Origin of the sequence: uncultured Roseibium sp. (assembly GCF_947494555.1) — a bacterium.
Taxonomy (GTDB): domain Bacteria; phylum Pseudomonadota; class Alphaproteobacteria; order Rhizobiales; family Stappiaceae; genus Roseibium.
Genome location: NZ_CANLVF010000002.1, coordinates 1,282,957 through 1,304,166, shown reverse-complemented (window position 1 = coordinate 1,304,166; position 21,210 = coordinate 1,282,957). Strand labels below are relative to the sequence as shown.

The 21,210-nt window shown below is 57.0% G+C and carries 19 protein-coding genes; 14 read left to right on the top strand and 5 right to left on the bottom strand.

Features of this window, described 5'->3' with window-relative positions:
• Positions 1 to 6: 6 nt before the first annotated feature.
• A complete protein-coding gene (locus Q0915_RS14470) occupies positions 7 to 1,017 on the bottom strand; it encodes an ABC transporter substrate-binding protein (protein ID WP_299472232.1) in 1,011 nt (336 codons plus the stop codon).
• 376 nt (positions 1,018 to 1,393) lie between these two features.
• Between Q0915_RS14470 and Q0915_RS14465 the strand changes: the two genes are divergently transcribed.
• The 4 genes from Q0915_RS14465 (at position 1,394) to Q0915_RS14450 (ending at position 5,177) form a co-directional block, all read left to right on the top strand.
• The gene (locus tag Q0915_RS14465) at positions 1,394 to 2,755 is read left to right on the top strand and encodes a DUF2157 domain-containing protein (RefSeq protein WP_299472231.1); all 1,362 of its coding nucleotides are present in this window, start codon (positions 1,394 to 1,396) and stop codon (positions 2,753 to 2,755) included.
• Entirely contained in the window at positions 2,752 to 3,327 is a 576-nt protein-coding gene (locus tag Q0915_RS14460; RefSeq protein ID WP_299472230.1) for a GDYXXLXY domain-containing protein, read from the top strand. The genes Q0915_RS14465 and Q0915_RS14460 overlap by 4 nt, the downstream gene beginning before the upstream one ends.
• Positions 3,328 to 3,415: 88 nt before the next feature.
• The gene (locus tag Q0915_RS14455; RefSeq protein ID WP_299472229.1) at positions 3,416 to 4,492 is read left to right on the top strand and encodes a class I SAM-dependent methyltransferase; all 1,077 of its coding nucleotides are present in this window, start codon (positions 3,416 to 3,418) and stop codon (positions 4,490 to 4,492) included.
• Positions 4,479 to 5,177, top strand: coding sequence for a 16S rRNA pseudouridine(516) synthase (locus tag Q0915_RS14450; protein WP_299472228.1), 699 nt, complete (start codon positions 4,479 to 4,481; stop codon positions 5,175 to 5,177). The genes Q0915_RS14455 and Q0915_RS14450 overlap by 14 nt, the downstream gene beginning before the upstream one ends.
• Positions 5,178 to 5,257: 80 nt before the next feature.
• Here Q0915_RS14450 and Q0915_RS14445 read toward each other — a convergent pair whose 3' ends face one another.
• Entirely contained in the window at positions 5,258 to 5,821 is a 564-nt protein-coding gene (locus tag Q0915_RS14445; protein WP_299472227.1) for an HdeD family acid-resistance protein, read from the bottom strand.
• A gap of 92 nt (positions 5,822 to 5,913) precedes the next feature.
• Here Q0915_RS14445 and Q0915_RS14440 point away from each other — a divergent pair, with 92 nt between their 5' ends.
• From Q0915_RS14440 to Q0915_RS14425, 4 genes are all read left to right on the top strand, one after another.
• Positions 5,914 to 6,381, top strand: a complete 468-nt coding sequence (locus tag Q0915_RS14440; RefSeq protein ID WP_299472226.1) for a MarR family winged helix-turn-helix transcriptional regulator — start codon at positions 5,914 to 5,916, stop codon at positions 6,379 to 6,381.
• Between the two features lie 97 nt (positions 6,382 to 6,478).
• On the top strand, positions 6,479 to 7,741 hold the full coding sequence (fabF, locus tag Q0915_RS14435) for a beta-ketoacyl-ACP synthase II (RefSeq protein WP_299472225.1): 1,263 nt from the start codon (positions 6,479 to 6,481) through the stop codon (positions 7,739 to 7,741).
• Positions 7,742 to 8,254: 513 nt separating this feature from the next.
• Positions 8,255 to 8,812 carry a helix-turn-helix domain-containing protein gene (locus Q0915_RS14430; protein WP_299472224.1) on the top strand — a complete coding sequence of 186 codons (558 nt, stop codon included), beginning with the start codon at positions 8,255 to 8,257 and terminating at the stop codon, positions 8,810 to 8,812.
• Positions 8,809 to 9,345, top strand: coding sequence for a GNAT family N-acetyltransferase (locus Q0915_RS14425; protein WP_299472223.1), 537 nt, complete (start codon positions 8,809 to 8,811; stop codon positions 9,343 to 9,345). The genes Q0915_RS14430 and Q0915_RS14425 overlap by 4 nt, the downstream gene beginning before the upstream one ends.
• A 560-nt stretch (positions 9,346 to 9,905) precedes the next feature.
• On the opposite strand, the gene Q0915_RS14420 is transcribed toward Q0915_RS14425, so the two are convergent.
• Positions 9,906 to 11,717: an ATP-binding cassette domain-containing protein gene (locus Q0915_RS14420; RefSeq protein WP_299472335.1), complete on the bottom strand. Its 1,812-nt coding sequence runs from the start codon at positions 11,715 to 11,717 to the stop codon at positions 9,906 to 9,908.
• A 216-nt stretch (positions 11,718 to 11,933) separates the two neighbouring features.
• Between Q0915_RS14420 and Q0915_RS14415 the strand changes: the two genes are divergently transcribed.
• The 5 genes from Q0915_RS14415 (at position 11,934) to Q0915_RS14395 (ending at position 18,078) form a co-directional block, all read left to right on the top strand.
• Complete coding sequence (locus Q0915_RS14415) at positions 11,934 to 12,482, top strand: BA14K family protein (protein WP_299472222.1); 549 nt, start codon at positions 11,934 to 11,936, stop codon at positions 12,480 to 12,482.
• Between the two features lie 221 nt (positions 12,483 to 12,703).
• Entirely contained in the window at positions 12,704 to 14,290 is a 1,587-nt protein-coding gene (locus Q0915_RS14410) for a peptide ABC transporter substrate-binding protein (RefSeq protein ID WP_299472221.1), read from the top strand.
• Between the two features lie 90 nt (positions 14,291 to 14,380).
• Entirely contained in the window at positions 14,381 to 15,304 is a 924-nt protein-coding gene (oppB, locus tag Q0915_RS14405) for an oligopeptide ABC transporter permease OppB (RefSeq protein ID WP_299472220.1), read from the top strand.
• Between the two features lie 13 nt (positions 15,305 to 15,317).
• Positions 15,318 to 16,442 carry an ABC transporter permease subunit gene (locus Q0915_RS14400; protein ID WP_299472219.1) on the top strand — a complete coding sequence of 375 codons (1,125 nt, stop codon included), beginning with the start codon at positions 15,318 to 15,320 and terminating at the stop codon, positions 16,440 to 16,442.
• Between the two features lie 10 nt (positions 16,443 to 16,452).
• Positions 16,453 to 18,078 (top strand): ABC transporter ATP-binding protein, encoded by a 1,626-nt coding sequence (locus tag Q0915_RS14395; protein WP_299472218.1) that lies wholly within the window; start codon positions 16,453 to 16,455, stop codon positions 18,076 to 18,078.
• A gap of 22 nt (positions 18,079 to 18,100) precedes the next feature.
• Here Q0915_RS14395 and Q0915_RS14390 read toward each other — a convergent pair whose 3' ends face one another.
• Together Q0915_RS14390 and Q0915_RS14385 are read right to left on the bottom strand one after the other, a co-directional pair.
• Positions 18,101 to 18,865, bottom strand: coding sequence for a GntR family transcriptional regulator (locus Q0915_RS14390; protein WP_299472217.1), 765 nt, complete (start codon positions 18,863 to 18,865; stop codon positions 18,101 to 18,103).
• A 377-nt stretch (positions 18,866 to 19,242) separates the two neighbouring features.
• A complete protein-coding gene (locus Q0915_RS14385; RefSeq protein ID WP_299472216.1) occupies positions 19,243 to 20,310 on the bottom strand; it encodes a dipeptidase in 1,068 nt (355 codons plus the stop codon).
• A 168-nt stretch (positions 20,311 to 20,478) separates the two neighbouring features.
• Here Q0915_RS14385 and Q0915_RS14380 point away from each other — a divergent pair, with 168 nt between their 5' ends.
• Positions 20,479 to 21,198, top strand: coding sequence for a L,D-transpeptidase (locus tag Q0915_RS14380; protein WP_299472215.1), 720 nt, complete (start codon positions 20,479 to 20,481; stop codon positions 21,196 to 21,198).
• Positions 21,199 to 21,210: the final 12 nt, after the last annotated feature.

Sequence of the window (21,210 nt, the reverse complement as noted above, 5' to 3'; positions counted from 1 at the left end):
GAAGGATTACTTGACCATCCGTTCTTCCTTCGGGGGAAGGTAGCTGCTGTCGAAGACTTTCTCCGGGCTCGGCGGCGTATCGCTCACGCCCATGGATGTCTGCAGGTATTCCATTGACTTTGCCAGCTTCTCCATGTCGACACCGCCAAAACCGTTTTCCTTGACGGCCGGTGTGGCAATGGATCCTGCGACAGCCATTGTCAGCCGGTCGATTTCAACGGCTTCATCGAGAACTTCGTTCCGCTTCATGACATAGGGAATGGCAGCGGCGGGATCAGCGATCGCATCCAGATAGCCTTTGGTGAGGGCTTTCACGAAGCCCTTGACCGCATCCGGGTTTTCGGCAGCGAAGTCTGTATTGGCGATGACGACATTGCCGTAAAGGTCCAGACCGTTTTCACCCATGAGGATGAGTGAAATATCGTCTTCCGGAACGCCCTGTGCCTTCAGGTTCAAGACCGACGAAAAAGAAAATCCGAAGATCGCATCTACCTGGCCCTGTGCCAACATCGGTTCACGCACGGGGAAGCCGACATTTTCGATGGTGATGCCGCTGGTGTCGAGCCCGGCCACATCGACGAAGGCAGGCCATTGGCCGAAGGCAGCGTCTGGCGGTGGTGCACCCAGCGTCTTGCCTTCCAGGGATTTCGGATCCTCCGTCACACCCTGGCTTTTGCGGCCGATCACGGCGAACGGCGGCGTTTCATACGCCATCATGACGGCTTTGACCTTGAGATCCGGCTGGTCGTCCATCAGCTTGATCAGGGCGTTGATGTCGCCGAAACCCATGTCGTAGGTCCCGGTCGCCACCCGCGGCAGCGATTCGCGGGATCCGGCGCCGCTGTCGATGGTCACGTTCAGACCTTCGTCTTTGAAATAACCTTTGTCGAGAGCAATGAAAAAGGGCGCGGACGGGCCTTCAAACTTCCAGTCCAGTGTGAATTTGATATCGGTCTCGGCATGGGCACTGCCTGCCGCAAACATCACTGCGAGCGCTAAGCCTCTCAAAAGACGCATTGTAATCCCCTATGGTTTTGGTTCTTCGGCGAAAGTTTGAAATGTGCTTGCACAAAAATCAAGCAAGATATTGCAGTGCCTAGAATGCAATCAATTGATTGGTCCTGTTGCGGGCAACTGTGGCGGGCAGTCTGTTGATGGATCAACCAGGGAATTTGAGCGCCAGATTGCAACTTTTCGCCCGGAAATGGTCGCAGTTTTCATTTCAAACCTGAATGTGACTGCGTAAAATATCGCCGTGGACAAGAAACCGGACAGCAGTCAGATTGCATTTGGACTGTCTGAAAACGACAGGCATCGAGCGGTTGGCGAAGAAGCTGGTGGTCCGGATTTGGCGGCCTTATCGGGGCAAACGTGAAGGGATTGGCTCACATTGATGTTCGACTGGGCCTACAGGAAGAGACTGAAAGACGATCTGGAAGCCTGGGTTGCCAAGGGTTGGGTCAGCTCTTCCGGCGCCGCATCCATCTTGCAGGAGCAGGAACAGGAAGACGGCCGTTCCAGATTGCCGATGGCGCTGGCAGGGATCGGCATGGTCTGCGTCGCGCTCGCGCTCTTTGCGTTCGTTGCCGCCAATTGGGCAGCGATACCCAAAACGGCCAAGCTCGTCGGTATCGCGCTGCTGCTCATGGCGAGCCACGCAGCTGCCGCTCACGTGGCTTCAAAGGGAAAGAAGGGCGCTGCAGATCTCCTGACCGGATTCGCGACCCTCGTGTTTCTGGGTGGCATGGCGCTGGTCGGGCAGATCTTCCACTTGCCGGAAGACTGGGCGGGTGGCGCATTCCTCGTTTGCCTGGGGGGATTGGCAGCGGCCTGGCTGACAGGCTCAAAAGCTTCGTTGACCGTCGCCGCGATCGCAGCCGTCGTCTGGCAGTTCACACGCGAAGGCCTTGGACAGGCGCCGCTTTTTGAGGATCTTTTGGGTCTGGTGATCCTGGCAGCTGTTTTTGTTCATGCGGTTATCTACCCGGCCCGTCTGTCGCGCTGGCTGGCGATCAGTCTTTTGTGGGTGACATATGGCAGATGGTTCGCGGAGACGGCTGAAATTGCCGCCGGCGGTGATGATTTTGCAATCGCAATGGCGCTCGCCGGCGCGAGCGGCCTTGCGGTGCTCATGCTTGTGCTCGACCCGATCGCCGATCTTTTCGTAAAGTGGTCCAGCAATCTGCCCAAGCGCAGTCATGGACACTGGCTGATGGGAAGATCACTCCAGGACGCCGGGTATTTGGTGCTCTGCACGCTCGTCGTTGCGGCACTCGTGCTCGTTCCGGAAATCTCATCGGGTGTTGAAGCCGCAGGAATGCTGGCGCTGCCGGCGCTGATCCCCTTTTCACTTGCGGTGCTGCTGGTGATTTGCGGTGCGCTTCTTTCCTACAAGACCGCAAAATCTCAAAGCTTCTTTGCCTCAGTCGGATTTGCGCTTGCAGCCATCGCAGTGCCCATCGCAACGCTAAACGTGATCGTCTTGGCGGCCATGAGCATGGCGTCGCTCGTCGGTCTTTGCGCGCTGGCCACCTGGTACAACAACCGGTTCTGGATGCTATGTGCCTATCTCGGGCTGACTGCTGTTTCCCTGTGGCTGCTGCAGGTAACGATCGGGTCCCTTCTTGGACAGTCCGTCTTTTTCCTGGTTGCGGGAGTGCTGCTGCTGGCCGTTGCAATCTGGTTGGCGCGTCTTGTCGCGAAATCGGACCGGTCCGCAGGCCCCGAGCCAAAGGCGCGGGAGGCTGCCCAATGAGTGCGGAAACGGTGGTTCCAGGCGAGGTTGGAAGACCCCTATTCCAGCTCACCATGGTGCGTTGGGGGCTTCTTGCGCTCATACAGCTGGCTCTGATTTCCCTGCCGCTGGTTGATCGTCTGCAAGTCCAATTTTCAGGCGAAACAGAGCGGCTTGCGCTTGATCCTGTGGATCCGAGAGATCTGCTGCGCGGCGACTACGTCATAATCAATCTTGCCATTTCACGCCTTGCGAAAGATCTGCCGGGCGCAGACACGGTACAGCCGGGAGACACGGTGTTTGTAAGTCTTCGAAGCGAAACACCTGCTGCGCTGCCCACAAGAATTTCGAAGCAGCCTGAAGAGGCTGGTGCCATGGCGATAAAGGGCTTTGTTCTCTCCGTGACCGACCGTGACATCCGGATCGATTACGGGATTGACGCCTTTTTCGTTCCGGAGGGCGAGGGCAAAATTATTGAAACCCTGGACACCGACCGCATGCTCCTTGAAGTCGCGATTACAGACGACGGCCGCTCTCTGCCACTGACGCTTTTGGTCGACGGTAAGACATTCAGGTCTGACGGGACATTTTGACGTTAGAGGCCACTGAGGTTATGAGCGCGGTATCGGTCGGGAGACGCGCCGATCAATCTCGCCCTTTACGGGGATAACGGAGCCGATTTTGAGTTCAAGTCAACTGATGTCTGATCCTGCGCTTGAGACGCTTTTGCTGCCTTTGGAAACGGGTGCAATCGATCTTGAGCCAGCTGCAAGAGTATTGTTTTTGCGGGCCCGTGCCGGCCGCGCACTGACTGCATTCAATGATCACGCGCTCGTTTGTGTGCAGAGCTTTGCACCTGACAGGGACGCGCTTGAAAAATCCCGCGTCAACATTGTTGCAGAAACGCCGGAAGAAAATTTCGACGCCGTGTTCGTCCTGCCGGGACGTCAGAGGCAGGAGGCGCGTGCCCAGCTCGCAAGTGCTGTCATCAAAGCGCGAGAAGGCGGTGTCGTTGTTGCTTGTGCGCCGAACACGGAAGGTGCCAAAACCCTCGAAAAGGATCTAATCGATCTCCTGGGTAGCGTTCAGAAGCTGACCAAGAACAAGTGCCGCGTCGTCTGGGAAACCATCCGCCCTGGCGCGGTTGATACGGCACTACTGGAAGAATGGCGCCGTCTTGACGCACCCAGAAAGGTTCTGGACGGGGCCTATGTCAGCCGGCCTGGCGTTTTTGCCTGGGACCGCATTGATCCGGCATCGAAGATTTTGGGTGACCTGTTGCCGGATACGTTGAAAGGGAAGGGAGCTGATTTGGGCGCCGGGTTCGGTTATCTCGCCAGAACTGTCCTGGAAAAAGCACCCAAAGTATCGGGTATGGATCTCTACGAAGCAGAAAAGCGGGCGCTGGATCTTGCACAGGAAAACCTTGCCGGCTTCAAGGGCAAAAGGTCGATGCACGGGATCTGGTGCGACGTCACAAGGGGCATTGAAGGACCCTACGACTTCATCATTTCAAATCCTCCCTTTCATCAGGCCGGAAAGGCGGACCGTGCGGATGTCGGTCAGGGCTTCATCCGGGCAGCTGCTGCTGGTTTGCGTCCGGGGGGAGAGTTTTACATGGTTGCCAATCGGCATCTGCCTTACGAGAAGACATTGGCGGAAGTCTTTGCCAGCGTGACGCAGCTGGCGGACGAGGGCGGCTACAAGGTCATTCGTGCGACCAAACGCAAGGGAGGCCAACGCGATGCGCCTCGTTAAGCTTCTCGCCAATCTCGGCTACGGCAGCCGCAAGGAAATGCAGCTCGCGATCCGCAACGGCTGGGTCACGGACACGGACGGCAACCGGTTGAAAGCAGACAGCAAGACCGTACGTGCGGACATCCTGTTCGACGATCAACCGCTCGACCCGGCGCAGGGCGTTGTTCTCCTGATGAACAAACCGCTTGGCTATACGTGTTCTGCCAAGGATCAGGGGCGGCTCGTCTATGACCTCCTGCCTGATCGCTTTCGCGTTCGTAAACCAGCCCTTTCGACAATCGGCCGCCTGGACAAGGAAACGTCCGGACTGCTGCTCTTCACCGATGACGGTACGTTTCTGCACCGCGTGATCTCGCCAAAATCGGATGTTCCCAAGGTCTATGAGGTCGCGTTGGACCGGCCCTTGAACGGAAGTGAGGCAACCCTCTTTGCCTCCGGCGAGATGATGCTGGAGAGCGAGGAAAAGCCGCTCAAACCGGCAGGACTTGAGGTCATTGACGAAAAGAGCGCGCGCCTGACCCTTCATGAAGGCCGCTATCATCAGGTCAGACGGATGTTCGCGGCCACCGGCAATCATGTAACGGAACTCAAGCGAAGTCAGGTTGGTGCATTGGGGCTTGACGGTGTCGGCGAGGGTGAATGGAAAGTTCTTTCTGAAGCTGAAAAGTCGCTGATCTTTCAATGAAGCCGGAATGAACAAAAACGCCCGGCAGAAATTGTTGCCGGGCACCAGCGCGTTTTAGTGAAATCGTGACCGCTCGCCAGTCAGCCTTTGGACGCGCGCGCCGCAAGGGCGATCGCGATATAGCTCCAGCCGTTGACGAGAACCGAAACACCGGCAATCAGACCAAGCGCCCAGGACGCCGATCCGGGAAGATCCAACCAGATCATGATCCCGGCACCGAGCGAAACCACTCCGGCGATGAGTACCCACACCCAGCCTTCGTGCGGCTTTAGCTTGAAGGCGAGCAGGATCTGGCTGATGCCCTGAGCAGCGAAAATGGCCGCCAGGAGCAAGGTCAGTGTGAAAGCGCCCACGATGGGGTTCACATAAATCAGAATGCCACCGATCACGGCAACGATCCCGGTGATCAGGTTCCACAGGAAACTGGAGGTCCCCTTCGTCTTGAAGGCATTGTAAATCTGGACGAGACCGCCGATGAACAGAACGGCCGCGATCAGAATCGTCACGGCGATGGATGTTGCAAGAGGTGCGGCGATGAGGATGATGCCTCCAATCACCAACGCGACGCCGAGGGCCAGAAACCAGCCCCAGTTCTCCTGGATTTTCGCCTTCATGTCTTCTACAGCCTGAAGCGCATCTGCCATTTTGACCTCCTCACGTTCCGGTTGCTATCGCACCGTAACCGCTTCGCATGAAATCGCAAAATATTGATGACATTACGCAAGGTTAGCTGCAAATGGCTGCCACCTTGACAAGTGATGTGTATATGCACACAAAGGGTTTCATGGAAGAAGATGACTTTTCATTGTGCGTGCTCAATAACGCACGAAAGGCCGCACGCGCCGTGAGCCGCCATTACGATCGCCTTGCCCGCCCGATAGGAATGACCGCCGGGCAGTTTTCTGTGCTTGTCGCGATTCGCCAGGCTCGAAACGCGAGCACGGGCGAACTTGCCGGCCGGCTGTCCATGGACCGGACAACATTGGTCCGTAACATCGCACTGCTGGAACGCAAAGGCTTTGTCGTGTCAACACAGGCGCGAGAGGCAAGAAGCAAACGATACGCTTTGACCGGAGAGGGCGCAGCTCTTCTGGCGAAAGCGTTGCCGCTCTGGCGCAAGGCGCAAAACGACGTTGAGACACATCTGGGTAGTGAAGAGTTTTTGAAAACAATCAACGCGTTACAGAGACTTTCAAAACTTTGAATCAGGTTCCTTGAATCACTTTCTCAAGAACCTTGAACATCGCCTGAGCACGAAATACGTGACAGGGCATCACTGGCAAAAGCAGAACGAGGTAAACATGCGTCGGGTAGTCGTAACAGGAATGGGGATTGTCTCCCCGGTCGGAACCGGGCTTGGTGCATTTTGGAGCCGAGTGACAGCGGGCGCAAACGGTATTCGCCGGATAAGCCATTTCGATCCGAGCGACCTTGCCTGCCAGATCGCTGGCGAAGTGCCTTCGAAAGAGGAAGACGAGCACGGCTTTGATGTCGACGCCGTCATGGAACCGCGCGAACAAAGACGGTCTGACCGGTTCATCCATTTCGCGATGGGCGCGGCACAGGAAGCGCTTGCACAGTCCGGCTGGGTACCGGAGACAGATGCACAAAAGGAACGCACCGGGACCATCATCGCAACCGGTGTCGGTGGATTCCCGGCGATGACCGCCGGAACCCGTCTCGTGGACGAAAAGGGACCGCGCCGGGCATCACCTTTTCTGGTGCCATCGTTTCTCGCAAATCTTGCTGCGGGTCAGGTTTCGATCCGTTTCGGACTGAAGGGTCCCATCGGCGCACCGGTCACGGCCTGTGCCGCCAGCCTTCAGGCTCTGGGTGATGCCACCCGGCTGATCCGTGCCGGAGAAGCCGACGTCATGGTGGCCGGTGGCACCGAGGCCTGTATCGACAAGGTTTCCTATGCCGGCTTTTGCGCGGCAAAAGCCATGTCGTCGAAACGCAACGACGACCCTGCACATGCGTCGCGCCCGTTCGATCAGGATCGCGACGGCTTCATCATGGGCGAAGGCTCCGGCATTCTCGTTCTGGAGGAAATGGAGCACGCGAAGGCACGCGGAGCGAACATTATTGTGGAACTGAAGGGCTATGGAACCACAGCCGACGCGTTCCATGTGACTGCCTCCTCACCTGATGGCGAGGGTGGCTTGCGGGCCATGCGCAATGCCTTATCATCTGCCGGCCTGACGCCGGCTGATATCGGCTACGTCAATGCGCATTCCACATCGACGCCGGTGGGAGATGCAGCTGAAATTGCCGCACTGACCACACTCTTCGACGGGAGGGGCAAGGATCTGGCGGTGTCGTCATCCAAATCGATGTTCGGACATCTCCTGGGGGCGGCAGGGGCTGTCGAAGCGGTCGCCTGTGTTATGGCGCTTACAACCGGGCAGCTGCCACCCTCCCGCAATCTCGAAGCGCCCGATGAGGCCATGACAAGGTTCGAGATGGTTCCCGGCAAGGCAATCGACCGGCAGGTCGATCACGTCCTGACAAACGGCTTCGGATTTGGCGGCGTGAATGCCAGCGCCGTCTTTTCACGCGTTTAGAGCTCTCGCTGTCTCTGATTGAACATTTGCATCTGTCGATCCCATGGCTTGCTCATGGGATCTCGGCAGTTGCGTTTCGCGTGCATTGCTTCGGCCATGGTCAAGCGGTGTCGAAACTTGGCGCGCAGTCTTCGGCTTTCCCGGGATCCTTTTTCTCCCGAGGAATTCCTTCGGGTGTTCTCTGGCGCCATCCTGGTGAAATCTAACCATCGTCATCCCGGCCAAGCGCAGCGCGAGCCGGGATCGGTGAGCTAGAAGCGTTCTTAAATTATCACCGGACAACTGACACGGTGGTTCACCGGTCCCGGATCTCCGCTCGCGCTGCGTCCGGGATGACGATGGAGAAACCGCGTAGAACCCGATGCGACGCTGGTCTTAAGCTGCTGGCTTCTCTTTTCAGCCAAGGAGATCCTGAATTCGGTCAGGGCGAAGTTTGCCGAAAGGTGTGTTTATTGGGCTTGGAATTTTTGTGATTCCCATATATGAGAAAAATCTCAATTTTGGGAATTTGCCATGAATGACACGAACCAGGACATTGGCCGGCGAATTGCGGCTTTGCGCAAGACACGGGATTGGCCGCTGGAGTTACTCGCCGATAAATCCGGCGTAAGCCGGGCAACCCTCTCCCGTATCGAACGGGGCGATACCAGCCCGACTGCTGTCGTGCTGGGCCAGTTGGCGCGGGCGTTTGAAATCTCGATGGCCGACCTTTTCGGTTTCAACGCCCCCGCACTTGACGCAAGGATGGCGCGCGAGGATCAGCCCGTCTGGCAGGACCCGGCAACCGGCTTTCGCCGCCGCAGTGTATCGCCCGCAACGAACGGCTTCCGGGGCAGTGTCATAGAAGGCGAACTGCCGGCCGGCGAGACGATTTCCTATGCCGTGACACCGCTGCCGGATCTGGAACATCATCTTGTGCTGCTGGAAGGGAAGCTGGAGATGACGATCGGTGACGCTCGCTATCAGCTGCAACCCGGCGATTGCCTGCGCTTCAGGCTGAACGCGGCCAATGCCTACCATGCACCAGGGCCGGGTCCCGCGCGCTATCTTCTGACGGTGATTACGCCATGACGGAGTTTCGGCCCGAACCACCTCTCAACCTCCTGTCGCCGGTTGAGGTCCGCGCATCGCTGACCGCTCTTGGCGGTCTTCTCAAGGCATGCGTCGAAGAAGGCGCCGGGATCGGATTCATTCTGCCCCTGTCGCTAGAAAGAGCGGAAGACTTCTGGGCAGCGCAATTGCCCGCGGTCGAAGCAGGGTCTTCCTTTGTCATGATCGCTCGGCAGGAAGACGAAATCGCCGGGGTGGTCATGCTTGTCCTTGCGCCGCAGGATAACGGTGGGCACCGGGCCGACGTCGCAAAGCTGATGGTGCATCCGAACCATCGCCGTAAGGGACTTGCCCGTAAGCTGATGCGCGCAATCGACCATCTTGCCAAGTCACAAGACCGATGGTTGCTGGTGCTCGATACAGTTACCGGCGACCGCGCCGAACAGCTTTATCCGACTTGCGGCTACCGGAAAGTCGGCACCATCCCGGACTATGCCTATGGCAGCCACGGCACACTCGACGCCACGACGGTATTTTACAAGGACCTGAGGTGAGGGCGCTGGTCGCTGCCTGTCCTTCGGGACAGACTGTCACGGCTTACCATAAATTGTCATCCCCGACTTGATCGGGGATCCATTTGCTCAAACTCGAGAACCTCAGTCCTCACAGAACTTTCCGGTATCCAGTTTGCACTGTCTTTGACGTGTGTGTTCGCGCCAAGCAGCCTCACTGTAGGATTTATAGTTCGGGTAGGTTTTGCCGGAACACGTTATGCTGGCTATCGAACGACCGCTCGCGGTGTTGTAATCCCACGACTTCTTGGCTTTTTCGCAAGCCTCATTTGAAAACGAAATTTTTGAGCTAGTGTTCGCCGACGAATTTCCGCTCTCCGGCGAGCTTCCGCTCTGACTACTCGTCTGGCAGCCAATCAAAAAGGCACTGAACAGCACAACCAAAACAGACTTCGTGAAATACGGAAATTTTCTCATTTCGCCCAACCGGTTACATGCATTGATTCTAAGTTCGATCAAGCATGCCTATTACAGCAAAACCTATGATTGTGCGCGAAAATTGAGGCGAGAGCTGGCTAAGATTCAATCGCTGCAGGCGTTTTTCAGCCTTCTTCCGCGAGCATCTCCAGTTCCAGCCACTGCTCCTCCGCAGCTTCCTTTTCCGCTGTCAGGTCAGTGATCTGTTGCGAGAGCTTGGAAAAACGGTCCGGGTTCTTTGCGTAGAGCTGCGGGTCGTTCATCTCGCTCTGAAGCCTTTCCAGCTTTGCTTCAAGTTGCTCGATGGTGTCGGGCAGGGTCTTCAGAAGATGCTGCTGGGTAAATGTCAGTTTCGATTTTGCTTTAGAAGTCTCCGCCGAGCCGTTTGAAGGACTCTGTTTTTCCCGTTTTGCCGGCGTAGCTTTTTCGACCTTGCGCGCGGTGACGCCTTCCCCGCGCTGAGCAAGCATATCGGTGTAACCTCCGGCATATTCACGCCAGAGACCATCCCCTTCTGAAACGATCACCGAGGTTGCCACACGGTCGAGGAAGTCCCGGTCGTGCGAAACGATCATGGCAGTGCCCTTGTAGTCGGCAAGCAGCTCCTGCAGAAGATCGAGCGTTTCGAGATCAAGATCGTTGGTCGGCTCGTCAAGCACCATCATGTTGGATTTGTTGGCAAGCGCGCGTGCCAGCATGGCGCGGGCACGCTCACCACCCGACAGGACGCCAACAGGTGTACGGGCCTGTTCTGGCGAAAACAGAAAATCCTTCATGTAGGACATCACATGCTTGGTCTCGTCACCCAGCACGACGGTGTCGCCGCGCCCGCCGGTGAGCACCGAAGACAACGTCTCGGTAAGGTCGAGTTTTTCGCGTTTCTGGTCGAGCGTGACCATCTCAAGGTTCGTGCCAAGCCGGTTTGTGCCCGTGTCGGGGGCGAGCTCACCTGTCAGCATCTTCAAGAGTGTCGTTTTTCCTGCACCGTTCGGTCCGACAAAGCCGACACGGTCACCGCGCTGGATACGCGAGGAGAAGTCCTTCACGATGACGCGGTCGCCAAAGGTTTTTGAAATCCCCTTGGCCTCGATGACGAGCTTTCCAGAAAAATCCCCGTCGCTTGCGTTCAGTTTTGCCGTGCCCTGCGGGCCGCGATGCTCGCGCTTCTGCTTTCTGAGCTCGGCGAGCTCACGTACCCGGCGCATGTTGCGCTTGCGCCGTGCGGTCACGCCATAGGTCATCCAGTGCTCTTCCCGCTTGATCTTCTGAGCCAGCTTCTGCTGGTCGATCTCCTCCTGTTCGAACACCTCGTCCCGCCAGGCTTCGAAATGCGCGAAGCCCTTGTTCATGCGACGGGAGACACCTCGGTCAATCCAAACCGTGGCGCGCGAGAGATTTTCCAGAAAGCGGCGGTCATGCGAGATCAGCACCAGCGCGGATTTCAGGCTTTTCAGCTCTGTTTCCAGCCACTCGATCGCCGGCAGATCCAGGTGGTTGGTCGGTTCGTCCAAAAGCAGGATGTCCGGTTCGGGTGCGAGTGTCCGCGCAAGTGCTGCACGCCGCGCTTCGCCGCCGGAGAGTGCTTTTGGATCTTCCTTGCCGGTGAGCCCGAGCACCTCAAGGAGATATGCTCCGCGATAGGGATCGTCGCCCTCGGTCAGGCCCTCGTTCACGTAGTCGATCGTCGATCCATACGTCGACAGGTCCGGATCCTGTGGGAGATACCGAACGGTTCGTCCGGGCTGAAAGAAACGCTCGCCCGTGTCCATTTCGACCTGACCGGCAGCAATCTTCAAAAGGGTCGACTTACCCGAGCCGTTTCTGCCGACCAGACAGATCCGGTCGCCTTCGGAAACGGACAGTTCAGCACCGGTCAGCAGCGGTGTGCCTCCGAAGGTCAGGTTGACGTCTTTGAGCGTAAGAAGCGGCGGAGCCATGACAGCCTGTCTGATGGTCGAAAGATCGGCGCTTGGTTTACTCATCCAGCCGGGTCCGCGCAAGCCGCAAACCGGCTTTGAAAACGGGCGGGAACAAGGTGCTCTGGATTTTTGATCGCAAGAGGCCGGATTTTTGCCGGGAAATGCGCTATGCTTGTCTCGTGGTCAGGGGCCTGTCGTCATTTCACCGGCTGAAAAGCCGGAAGGAGACTTTAGATGTTTGATCTGATCAAAGGTCCCGATTTTTCCGGGAAAATCGTCAGGAGACTGCGGTCCATCGGACTTGCGCTTGCCCTTGGCGTCACCAGCGCCGGGCTGACCGGGATCGCATTGCCGAGCGCTGCCAAGGCGGACTCGTTTTACGTTGGCACGGGCGGCGTCGGTTTCGCATTCGGGACACGTGGCTATCGGGGTGGCGTCTTCTACGGCGGCTATCGTGGCGGCTATGCCGGTCCGCCGTTCCGTCCCTACGGTCCTCCATACTATTACCATCCCTATGACAGACGGGCCTATCCGTACCGCTCGCGCGTTTATGTTGCCCCGCGCCGTTATGTCAGGCCGCCGCTCTATATCGCGCCGAGAGGGCGTTATGTTGCACCGAGGGGAGGCTATGTCGGTCAACCGCAGCGCGTGCCCTACACTAAAACCGGTATTGCGCCGTTCACGCCTCAGTGGGTCGCCTATTGCTCGAGGAAGTTCAAATCGTTCAATCCGAACACAGGCACGTATCTGGCCTATAGCGGAAAGTATCGTTTTTGCCGCTAGGATTGTAATTATATTTCGTGCCCGTTTAACGAATTAAACGACGGTTTGTAAAATCGGAGAAATTTTTTCCTGCCTAATCGCAAAAAGTGCAAAAATATCGCCTTTTTGCGGCAGTGGATGAAATATGCCGTTAGGGGATGCTTGATTGCGCGCAAAGAGCGTGGAATCTTGTCCACTATCGTTTCCAAAGCTTCAACTATAACCCAAGAGGGGAGAGCGATATGATCAAATCCATGCGCGTGACAGCGCTTGCGGCAGCACTGATGGCAGCGACTTCACTGACTGCCTTTGCAGAAGTGGTCTATCACCGCGGCAACACAGCCGATCCGGAGACCCTGGACCAGCACAAGACCTCCACGACCTATGAAGCGCACATCCTGCGCGACCTTTACGAAGGTCTTGTCGCCTACGATGCTGCAGGTCAGGTCATCCCGGGCGTTGCCAAAGACTGGAACGTCGCGGAAGACGGCATGGTCTACACATTCAATCTGCGCGACGATGCCAAGTGGTCGAATGGCGATCCGGTTGTTGCCGGCGACTTCGTCTATTCCCTGCAGCGCATCATGACGCCGGAAACCGGTGCCAAATACGCCAACATTCTCTACCCGATCAAGAATGCTGAGAAGGTCAACAAGGGCGAGCTCGCACCCGAGGAAATCGGTGTGAAGGCGCTGGACGACCTCACGCTTGAAATCACGCTAGAATCGCCGACCCCTTACTTCATCGAACAGCTGACACACCAGACTGGCTTGCCGGTGCACCCGGCGACCGTCGAGGCGCATGGCACAGACTTCGTCAAGCCCGAGAACATCGTTACAAACGGGGCTTACACGCTCGCAGAGTTCATTCCGAACGCGCACGTCAAGACGGTCAAGAATGCAAATTTCCATGACGCAGACAACGTCCAGATCGACACCGTCTACTTCTATCCGACCGAAGATCGCGGCGCCGCGCTTCGCCGTTTCCAGGCCGGTGAGTTGCATACAAACAACGATGCCCCGACCGAACAGGTTGCCTTCATGCAGGAAAACCTGGGCGATCAGTTCCGGGTCGCGCCGTATCTGGGCACCTACTACTACGCGCTGAACCATGAAGACGAAACGCTGAGCAGCCCCGAGGTTCGCCAGGCGCTTTCCATGGCGATCGACAGAGAGTTTCTGGCAGATGAGATCTGGGGCTCCACGATGGTTGCCGGATATTCCTTCGTGCCGCCGGGCATTGGCAACTACGGTGAACCGGCATTCGCCGAATACATGGACATGTCCCAGATTGATCGCGAAGAAAAGGCGATTGAGCTCCTGGAAAAGGCAGGTTTCGGTCCGGACAATCCCGTCAAGCTGACCATCAACTACAACACCTCCGAAAACCACAAGAACACGGCCGTTGCGATCGCCGATATGTGGAAGCCGCTCGGCGTTGAAGTCTCCATGGTCAACACCGACACCAAGACCCACTACGCAATGCTGCGTGATCGTCAGGACTTCGATGTGGCTCGTGCTGGTTGGATCGGTGACTATTCCGACCCGCAAAACTTCCTTTTCATGGTTGAAAGCGACAATACCGGTTTCAACTATGCACGCTACGAGAACCCGGAATACGACGCGTTGATGGATGAGGCGGCTGCGACCGTCGATCTGGAAGTGCGGGCCGGGCTCCTGAAGCAGGCTGAAGAAATGTTCATGCGCGACCTGCCGTTCATTCCGCTCATGTACTACGGCTCGATGAACATGGTCTCCGACAAGGTGGCCGGATTTGAGGACAATCTTCTCAATGTTCATCCGACCCGCTTTATGAGCATTTCCGAGTAACCTGAACTACAAAACCGGCAGGGCATTCCCTGCCGGTTTTTGCAAGGCGGCATAAAAAAGACCGCCGGCACAACAACAGGGGCAGAACCTATGCACCGCTATGTGCTCGGTCGATTGCTAAGTGCAATCCCGACCCTCTTCCTGATCGTTACAATCTCGTTCTTCCTGATCCGGATCGCGCCCGGTGGTCCGTTCGATTTGGAGCGCCCGCTGGAAGCCAAGGTGATGGAAAATCTGAACAAGATCTACCATCTCGACGAGCCGCTGTGGAACCAGTACCTGCTCTATCTGAAGAGCATTGTTCAGCTGGATTTCGGACCAAGCTTCTATTTCCGCGATTTTTCGATCAATGAGCTGTTCGCCCAGAGCCTGCCCATTTCCATCCAGCTCGGACTGACGGCGTTGTGTCTCGCGCTCGTGGTCGGCGGAACGCTCGGCGTCATCGCGGCATTGAGACAGAACCAGGCGACGGACTACACCGTCATGGCGGCGGCAACGCTCGGTGTCACAATCCCGAATTTCGTCGTCGCTCCTATTTTGACCCTGATACTCGGCGTCTGGCTCGGCTGGCTGCCCGTGGGCGGTTGGAACGGCGGCGCCTTCGTCAATGTCATTTTGCCGGTTGTCACGCTTGCGCTGCCGCAAATCGCTGTGGTCGCCCGCCTAACGCGCGGATCCATGATCGAAGCACTCCGGTCAAATCATGTCCGTACCGCAAGAGCCTACGGTCTCACCGGTTATATGGTCATTGTTGTGCATGCGCTCAGGGGCGCGATCCTGCCGGTTGTCTCCTATCTTGGGCCCGCAGCGGCGGCCCTATTGACCGGCTCGGTGGTGATCGAGACCATTTTCGGCATTCCCGGTATTGGCCGATATTTTGTCCAGGGCGCACTCAACCGTGACTATACGCTCGTCATGGGAACCGTGGTCGTGGTCGCCTGTTTCGTCATTCTGTTCAACCTCATCGTGGATCTGCTTTATGCGCTTCTCGATCCGCGCGTGCGCTACGATTGAGGAGGGCCGGACAATGACACTCACCGTTTCAAACAACGAAGCGCCTGCACGGGGCCGGTCTCTTTGGGATGACGCAAGAGATCGCCTGCTGGCCAATCGTGCAGCGGTCGCGAGCATGTTCGTGCTCGTGACAATTGCGCTCGTGTCCATTCTCGGTCCGGCCCTGTCGCCGCACCAGTTCGATACCGTCTATCGGGACTACGTCAAAGTGCCTGCAAGCCTTGAGGCATATCCGCGGGCGGAACAGGTCGAACCTGCGTTCATGTCGGTTGCCAAACGGGCACGCATGACGGTGGACGGCTACGAGCGGGACGGGGATACCGTGGTTGCCAACGTGACCTCCAAACGCGAAATCGATCCGCGTTCCACCCGCTATTTTGACCGCAGCAATCTCTTCAAGAATACGGAGCTGACCGATCTTTCCTCCGACGGCAAATCAGCCACCATCCGCGCCGAAATCAATTTCATGCATTTCTATTTCGGCACCGACGCCAATGGCAGGGACATGATGACCCGGACCTTCATTGCCGGGCGGGTGTCCCTGACGATCGGACTGCTGGCAACAGTCGTTGCCATCTCGATCGGTGTGATTTATGGCGCAACGTCAGGCTATCTTGGCGGCCGCGTCGACCAGATGATGATGCGAGTGGTCGACATACTCTATTCGCTGCCGTTCATCTTCTTCGTCATCATGCTGGTGGTCTTCTTCGGACGGAATTTCATCTTGATGTTCATCGCGGTCGGCGCTGTCGAATGGCTGGATATGGCGCGCATCGTGCGGGGTCAGACACTCAGCATCAAACGTCAGGAATACGTGCAGGCCGCTGAAGCAATGGGCGTGGCAGACGGCGGCATTCTGCGCCGGCACATCATTCCCAACACGCTTGGACCGGTCGTGGTTTACATGACCTTGCTCGTGCCGAAGGTTATCCTGCTTGAGAGCTTCCTGTCCTTCCTGGGACTTGGCATACAAGAACCGATGACAAGCTGGGGAGTGTTGATTTCCGAAGGAGCGCGGAACCTGCAGGGTGCTGCCTGGATGCTCATCTTCCCGTCAATCTTTCTGACATCGACCCTGTTCGCGCTGAACTTTATCGGCGACGGCCTGCGCGACGCGCTGGATCCGAAGGACCGGTGAGGAGAAGACCATGACAAACGAAAATAACAAAACGGTCCTTTCCATCCGGGATCTCAAGGTCGAATTTACAACGGCCACCGGCACGGTGAATGCCGTGCGCGGCGTCGACATTCACGTCGAAGCGGGTGAAACGGTCGCGATCGTGGGCGAGAGTGGATCCGGCAAGAGCCAGACCATGATGGCGGCGATGGGGCTTCTTGCGTCCAATGGTCGAACGCAAGGCGAGGTGGTCTATGAAGACCGCAACATCCTGGGTCTGCCCATCAGCAAGCTGAATGACATCCGAGGCAAGAAGATCACGATGATCTTCCAGGAGCCGATGACGTCGCTGGATCCGCTATATACGATCGGCCGCCAGCTTGCTGAACCCATGGTCGTCCATGGAGGGCTGAGCTGGAGGAAGGCCAAGGCCAAGGCACTGGATCTTCTGAAGCTGGTGAACATTCCCGAACCGGAACGCAAGATCAAGGCGTACCCTTATGAAATGTCCGGTGGGCAGCGTCAGCGCGTGATGATCGCCATGGCGCTTGCCAACGATCCCGATGTACTGATTGCCGACGAGCCGACCACAGCTCTGGACGTCACGACACAGGCGCAGATCCTGGACCTCCTGCGCGATCTCCAGAAACGCCTGGGTATGGCGGTTATCTTCATCACCCACGATCTTGGGATCGTGCGCCGGATCTCGGATCGGGTCTATGTGATGAAAACCGGGGAGGTGGTGGAAAGCGGTGAGACCGCCAGGATCTTCACGCAGCCCGAACACCCCTACACCAAGATGCTTCTTGATGCGGAACCGACTGGACATAAGCTGCCGGTGCCGGAAAGTGCTCCTGTCCTCCTGGAGGCGCAGAAGGTGGAAGTCGAGTTTGAGCTGGACTCCGGATTTCTGCAGCCCAAACATGTGCTCCGCGCCGTTGACAGTATCAGCTTCTCCCTGCGCAAGGGTCAAACGCTCGGTATCGTCGGCGAGAGCGGCTCCGGAAAGTCCACGCTGGGGCGCGCAGTTCTCAACTTGCTGCCTGCCGGTGGGCGGGTCGTGTTTCACGGCCAGCAGATTTCCGGTCTGGACCGCACGGCCATGCGGGCCATCCGAAAGGACATGCAGCTGATTTTTCAGGATCCTTTCGGCTCGCTCAGTCCGAGAATGACCGTTGGACAGATCATTTCCGAAGGCCTGCTGGTGCATGAACCTTCTCTCTCGGCAAAGGATCGGGATCTGCGCGCGTGCCAGGCGCTGGAAGAAGTGTCGCTTGATCCTGTCATGCGGAACCGGTACCCGCATGAGTTTTCAGGCGGTCAGCGGCAACGCATCGCGATTGCGCGGACGATGGTCCTGAAGCCGGAGCTGGTCGTGCTGGACGAGCCGACATCGGCTCTGGACCGCACAATCCAGAAACAGGTCGTGGAGCTTTTGCGCAATCTGCAGACGGCAAATGACCTGACCTATCTGTTTATTTCCCATGATCTTGCCGTGGTTCGCGCGCTGTCAGACACGGTCATGGTAATGCAACATGGGAAGGTCGTTGAAGCCGGAACGGCGGATGCCATTTTCGAAGCTCCCAAGCAAGATTACACGCGGGAACTCATAGGTGCAGCAATGCTTACACAGCAGCAGATGATGGAGACGGCGTGATGCCGGCGACATGATCTGAAACTCAGCGCATTTCTAGAAAAATCTGGTCCGGTTCCTTTTCACACAGCGCCTGCAGTCGTTCCGGATCGTTACCATAGTAGCGCGGCGCCAGCAGGGTTGCGCTGGCAAAAATGTGGGACTTTAACGACTTCGTAGCCGCGTCGACGTCTTTTGCTTCCAGGGCGTCCAGAACGTTATCGTGCTGTACAACGTTGGGGTGTGTCCAGGAATCGTCCGGTCTCGGATTGGGCAGCATGATCCGCTGCAGCATCATGGCGGTTCTCACCAGCATCGGTTCCAACGCCGTCATGCCGGCGCGTTTGAAAATCTGAAGGTGAAAATCCCTGTCGATTTCAGCACAGGCGAATGTGTTTCGCTGACGGCGCGATTCCACGAACTGCTGGTCGAGCTTGCGCAGTTCGGCAAGGTCATCTGAAGAAATCGCCTCGGCAGCTTCAATCAGACCGGTGGTTTCGATGCTCACCCTCAGGCGCAGCAAAAGCATGGCTTCGGATACCGAAGGGTCTGTCACGAAGGTTCCCTGGTAGCCTCGTCGAACCACAAGCCCGCATTCCTGCAATAGCATGAGGGCTTCGCGTATGGTGCTCTGCGAGCAGGCATAATCTTTCGCGAGCATTTGCTCGGTCATTGGACTGTCGGGTGTCAGCTGCCCAGTCAGAATTCGGCCTTTCAGGTCCTGAAACACAGACTCTGACTTGCGGGTACGCTTGTCACCCGAAACATCTCTTGCTTGCGACGTCTTTTCCGCAGCAACGTCAATGGTCACTTTGTTGCCCCCGCCACTGGCATCAGATTTCGCTGCACCAGAAGTGCCCCAACCGGCAAAAGCCAGCCTGGACACCCGCTATCTTCCGATTTTCCGCCAGCAGCAGTCAGTCGGTCAATGGCGTCAGCCTATGATTTTCAGCCTTCTCTCCGTCTCGTATGATCTGTCCACGCTTCTTGGAGTCTTGCCGCACTAAAATCAGTATTTTCTCAAAAAAAACGCAGCGGCAGAATTGATACTTAAACGACTGTCAGATTTGCTGATATCGATAACTTCCAGCTTGAGTTGAACGATGGCAACCCAGAAAATGGGATCTCCAGTAACAAAAATGCGAGCAGTCAGGCGGCAGCTTCGAATTCCTGTTGGCGCCGGCCAGTCTAGGCCGCAGCCTGCTCCAGCATTGATATCCAGTTCCGGTATGCAAGCTTTTCAAGCGATTGCGAATTGAAGCCGCGCGCTTGCAACAGTTCGAAGAGCAATGGCAGACCGGTTACGTCATGAAGATCTTTCGGCGGCATGCAGCCGTCGAAATCGGAACCCAATCCGACATGGTCCTCGCCCAGGTGATCTGTCAGATAAGCGATATGGTCCGCAACAACATCCAACGGCGTGTCTTTTTTGTAGCCGCCGTCGGGCCGGAGAAAGCCGACATGGAAATTGACGCCGGCAAGACCGCCGCTTTCCCTGATGGCAGCTAGCTGTGCGTCCGTGAGGTTTCTGCTGCTTGCGCAAATGGCATGCGCATTTGAATGACTGGCGACAATCGGCCTGTCCGTGATCTTCGCAAGATCCCAGAACCCCTTTTCGTTGAGATGTGAAACATCCAAAAGAACGCCAAGCTTGTTGCATGTCCGGACGAGTTCGCGCCCGGCATCTGTCAGGCCAGGGCCGATATCCGGAGACGCCGGGTGAGACATCGGAACACCGTATCCAAACGCGTTTGCGCGGCTCCACACCAGTCCAATGGAGCGCAAGCCCCGCCGGTAGAAGTCCTCGAGGACGCGGAAATCCGTGTCGATGGCTTCGGCGCCTTCGATATGGAGGCTCACCGCTATTTTGCCTGCATGAACAGCTTCCAGGTTTTCGCCCGGCGACTTGCAGATGACAACGGTACCCGATGATGCGGCCGCAATGCTTTCGGCGCGTTCAAACAGCCGATTTGTGAACGCGAGTGCCTGGTCCTGCGGCACTTCCTGGAAATTCACCGGGTTGTTCGGGTCAAAAGCCTTGGAGAAATCCTGATCCGGGTTGGACGGGACAAACATGGCAAAGAGACCGCCAGCGAAGTTTGCCTCCCGCGCACGTTCAAAATCGACATGGCCCTTCTCCGAACGATCGAAAAAACTGCGCTCCTGACCCTTGATCGCGTCAATCTCAAGTTTGAGCAGTGTGTCGTTGTGACCATCGAAAACAGGAAACAGGTTCTTTGAAACGTCGTTTGGCACGAAATGTCCTTGAATACAGCTGGGCGCCCGAAACGGGATGACAGGGTTGTGAACCCAATTTAGGCATTCATGCACAGAATGTAAGGCACTTGTTAGAATGTGACTTGCAACTGTTGAAAAGCTGGCCCAAGAAAAGGGCCGGATTTTTTGGGCGTCATGATGCAAGGCATGCCGCCGAAGGAGAATTTGTCAGTGACCGAGACTGGACTGCTCTCACGCCGCACATTGATGACCGGCAGCCTGTTGCTCACAGGTGCTGCCCTGACCGGGTGCCAGACGGTGGTCGGCCTGCCGGATCAGGCGGAATTGCCGGACGAGAGTTTCGACTATGCCACCGCTTACGCGGAGCTGCCCGACGGCGATTACACCTGGCCTGCGGTGAACTACCAGAGTTTCGACGAGAGCTACCTGCGTCAGGTCGTGGAGTACCGAACCCGCGAAATGCCTGGCACGATCATCGTCGATCCCTACAACAACTACCTTTATTGGACGCTCGGCAACAAGAAAGCGCTTCGATATGGCATTGGCGTCGGCCGTGCCGGGTTTGCCTGGAACGGCGATGCGCTGATCCGCGTCAAGCGGGAACACCCGATCTGGCGCCCTCCACGTGAAATGATTGCACGCAAGCCGTCTCTGGAACGGTATTGGGAAAAAGGCTTTCCGCCCGGTCTCAGAAATCCGCTTGGCGCGCGCGCCATGGATCTCTGGCAGGGATCAACGGACACGCTCTACCGGATCCATGGAACAAACCAGCCGTCGTCGATCGGCAAGAGCGTTTCTTCCGGCTGTATCCGGATGTGGCAGCAGGATGTGATCGACCTGTTCAATCGCGTTCCGCTGCGCACGAAGGTGGTGGTTCTGGGCAAGGACCCCAACGCCGAAGCATAATACTGAATGCCC

What these genes read in the sequence shown, in the direction of transcription:
- Q0915_RS14470 (WP_299472232.1), bottom strand. Translation starts at nt 1,017, where the DNA reads ATGCGTCTTTTGAGAGGCTTAGCGCTCGCAGTGATGTTTGCGGCAGGC.
- Q0915_RS14465 (WP_299472231.1), top strand. Translation starts at nt 1,394, where the DNA reads ATGTTCGACTGGGCCTACAGGAAGAGACTGAAAGACGATCTGGAAGCC.
- Q0915_RS14460 (WP_299472230.1), top strand. Translation starts at nt 2,752, where the DNA reads ATGAGTGCGGAAACGGTGGTTCCAGGCGAGGTTGGAAGACCCCTATTC.
- Q0915_RS14450 (WP_299472228.1), top strand. Translation starts at nt 4,479, where the DNA reads ATGCGCCTCGTTAAGCTTCTCGCCAATCTCGGCTACGGCAGCCGCAAG.
- Q0915_RS14445 (WP_299472227.1), bottom strand. Translation starts at nt 5,821, where the DNA reads ATGGCAGATGCGCTTCAGGCTGTAGAAGACATGAAGGCGAAAATCCAG.
- Q0915_RS14440 (WP_299472226.1), top strand. Translation starts at nt 5,914, where the DNA reads ATGGCTGCCACCTTGACAAGTGATGTGTATATGCACACAAAGGGTTTC.
- fabF (WP_299472225.1), top strand. Translation starts at nt 6,479, where the DNA reads ATGCGTCGGGTAGTCGTAACAGGAATGGGGATTGTCTCCCCGGTCGGA.
- Q0915_RS14430 (WP_299472224.1), top strand. Translation starts at nt 8,255, where the DNA reads ATGAATGACACGAACCAGGACATTGGCCGGCGAATTGCGGCTTTGCGC.
- Q0915_RS14425 (WP_299472223.1), top strand. Translation starts at nt 8,809, where the DNA reads ATGACGGAGTTTCGGCCCGAACCACCTCTCAACCTCCTGTCGCCGGTT.
- Q0915_RS14420 (WP_299472335.1), bottom strand. Translation starts at nt 11,717, where the DNA reads ATGGCTCCGCCGCTTCTTACGCTCAAAGACGTCAACCTGACCTTCGGA.
- Q0915_RS14415 (WP_299472222.1), top strand. Translation starts at nt 11,934, where the DNA reads ATGTTTGATCTGATCAAAGGTCCCGATTTTTCCGGGAAAATCGTCAGG.
- Q0915_RS14410 (WP_299472221.1), top strand. Translation starts at nt 12,704, where the DNA reads ATGATCAAATCCATGCGCGTGACAGCGCTTGCGGCAGCACTGATGGCA.
- oppB (WP_299472220.1), top strand. Translation starts at nt 14,381, where the DNA reads ATGCACCGCTATGTGCTCGGTCGATTGCTAAGTGCAATCCCGACCCTC.
- Q0915_RS14400 (WP_299472219.1), top strand. Translation starts at nt 15,318, where the DNA reads ATGACACTCACCGTTTCAAACAACGAAGCGCCTGCACGGGGCCGGTCT.
- Q0915_RS14395 (WP_299472218.1), top strand. Translation starts at nt 16,453, where the DNA reads ATGACAAACGAAAATAACAAAACGGTCCTTTCCATCCGGGATCTCAAG.
- Q0915_RS14380 (WP_299472215.1), top strand. Translation starts at nt 20,479, where the DNA reads ATGCCGCCGAAGGAGAATTTGTCAGTGACCGAGACTGGACTGCTCTCA.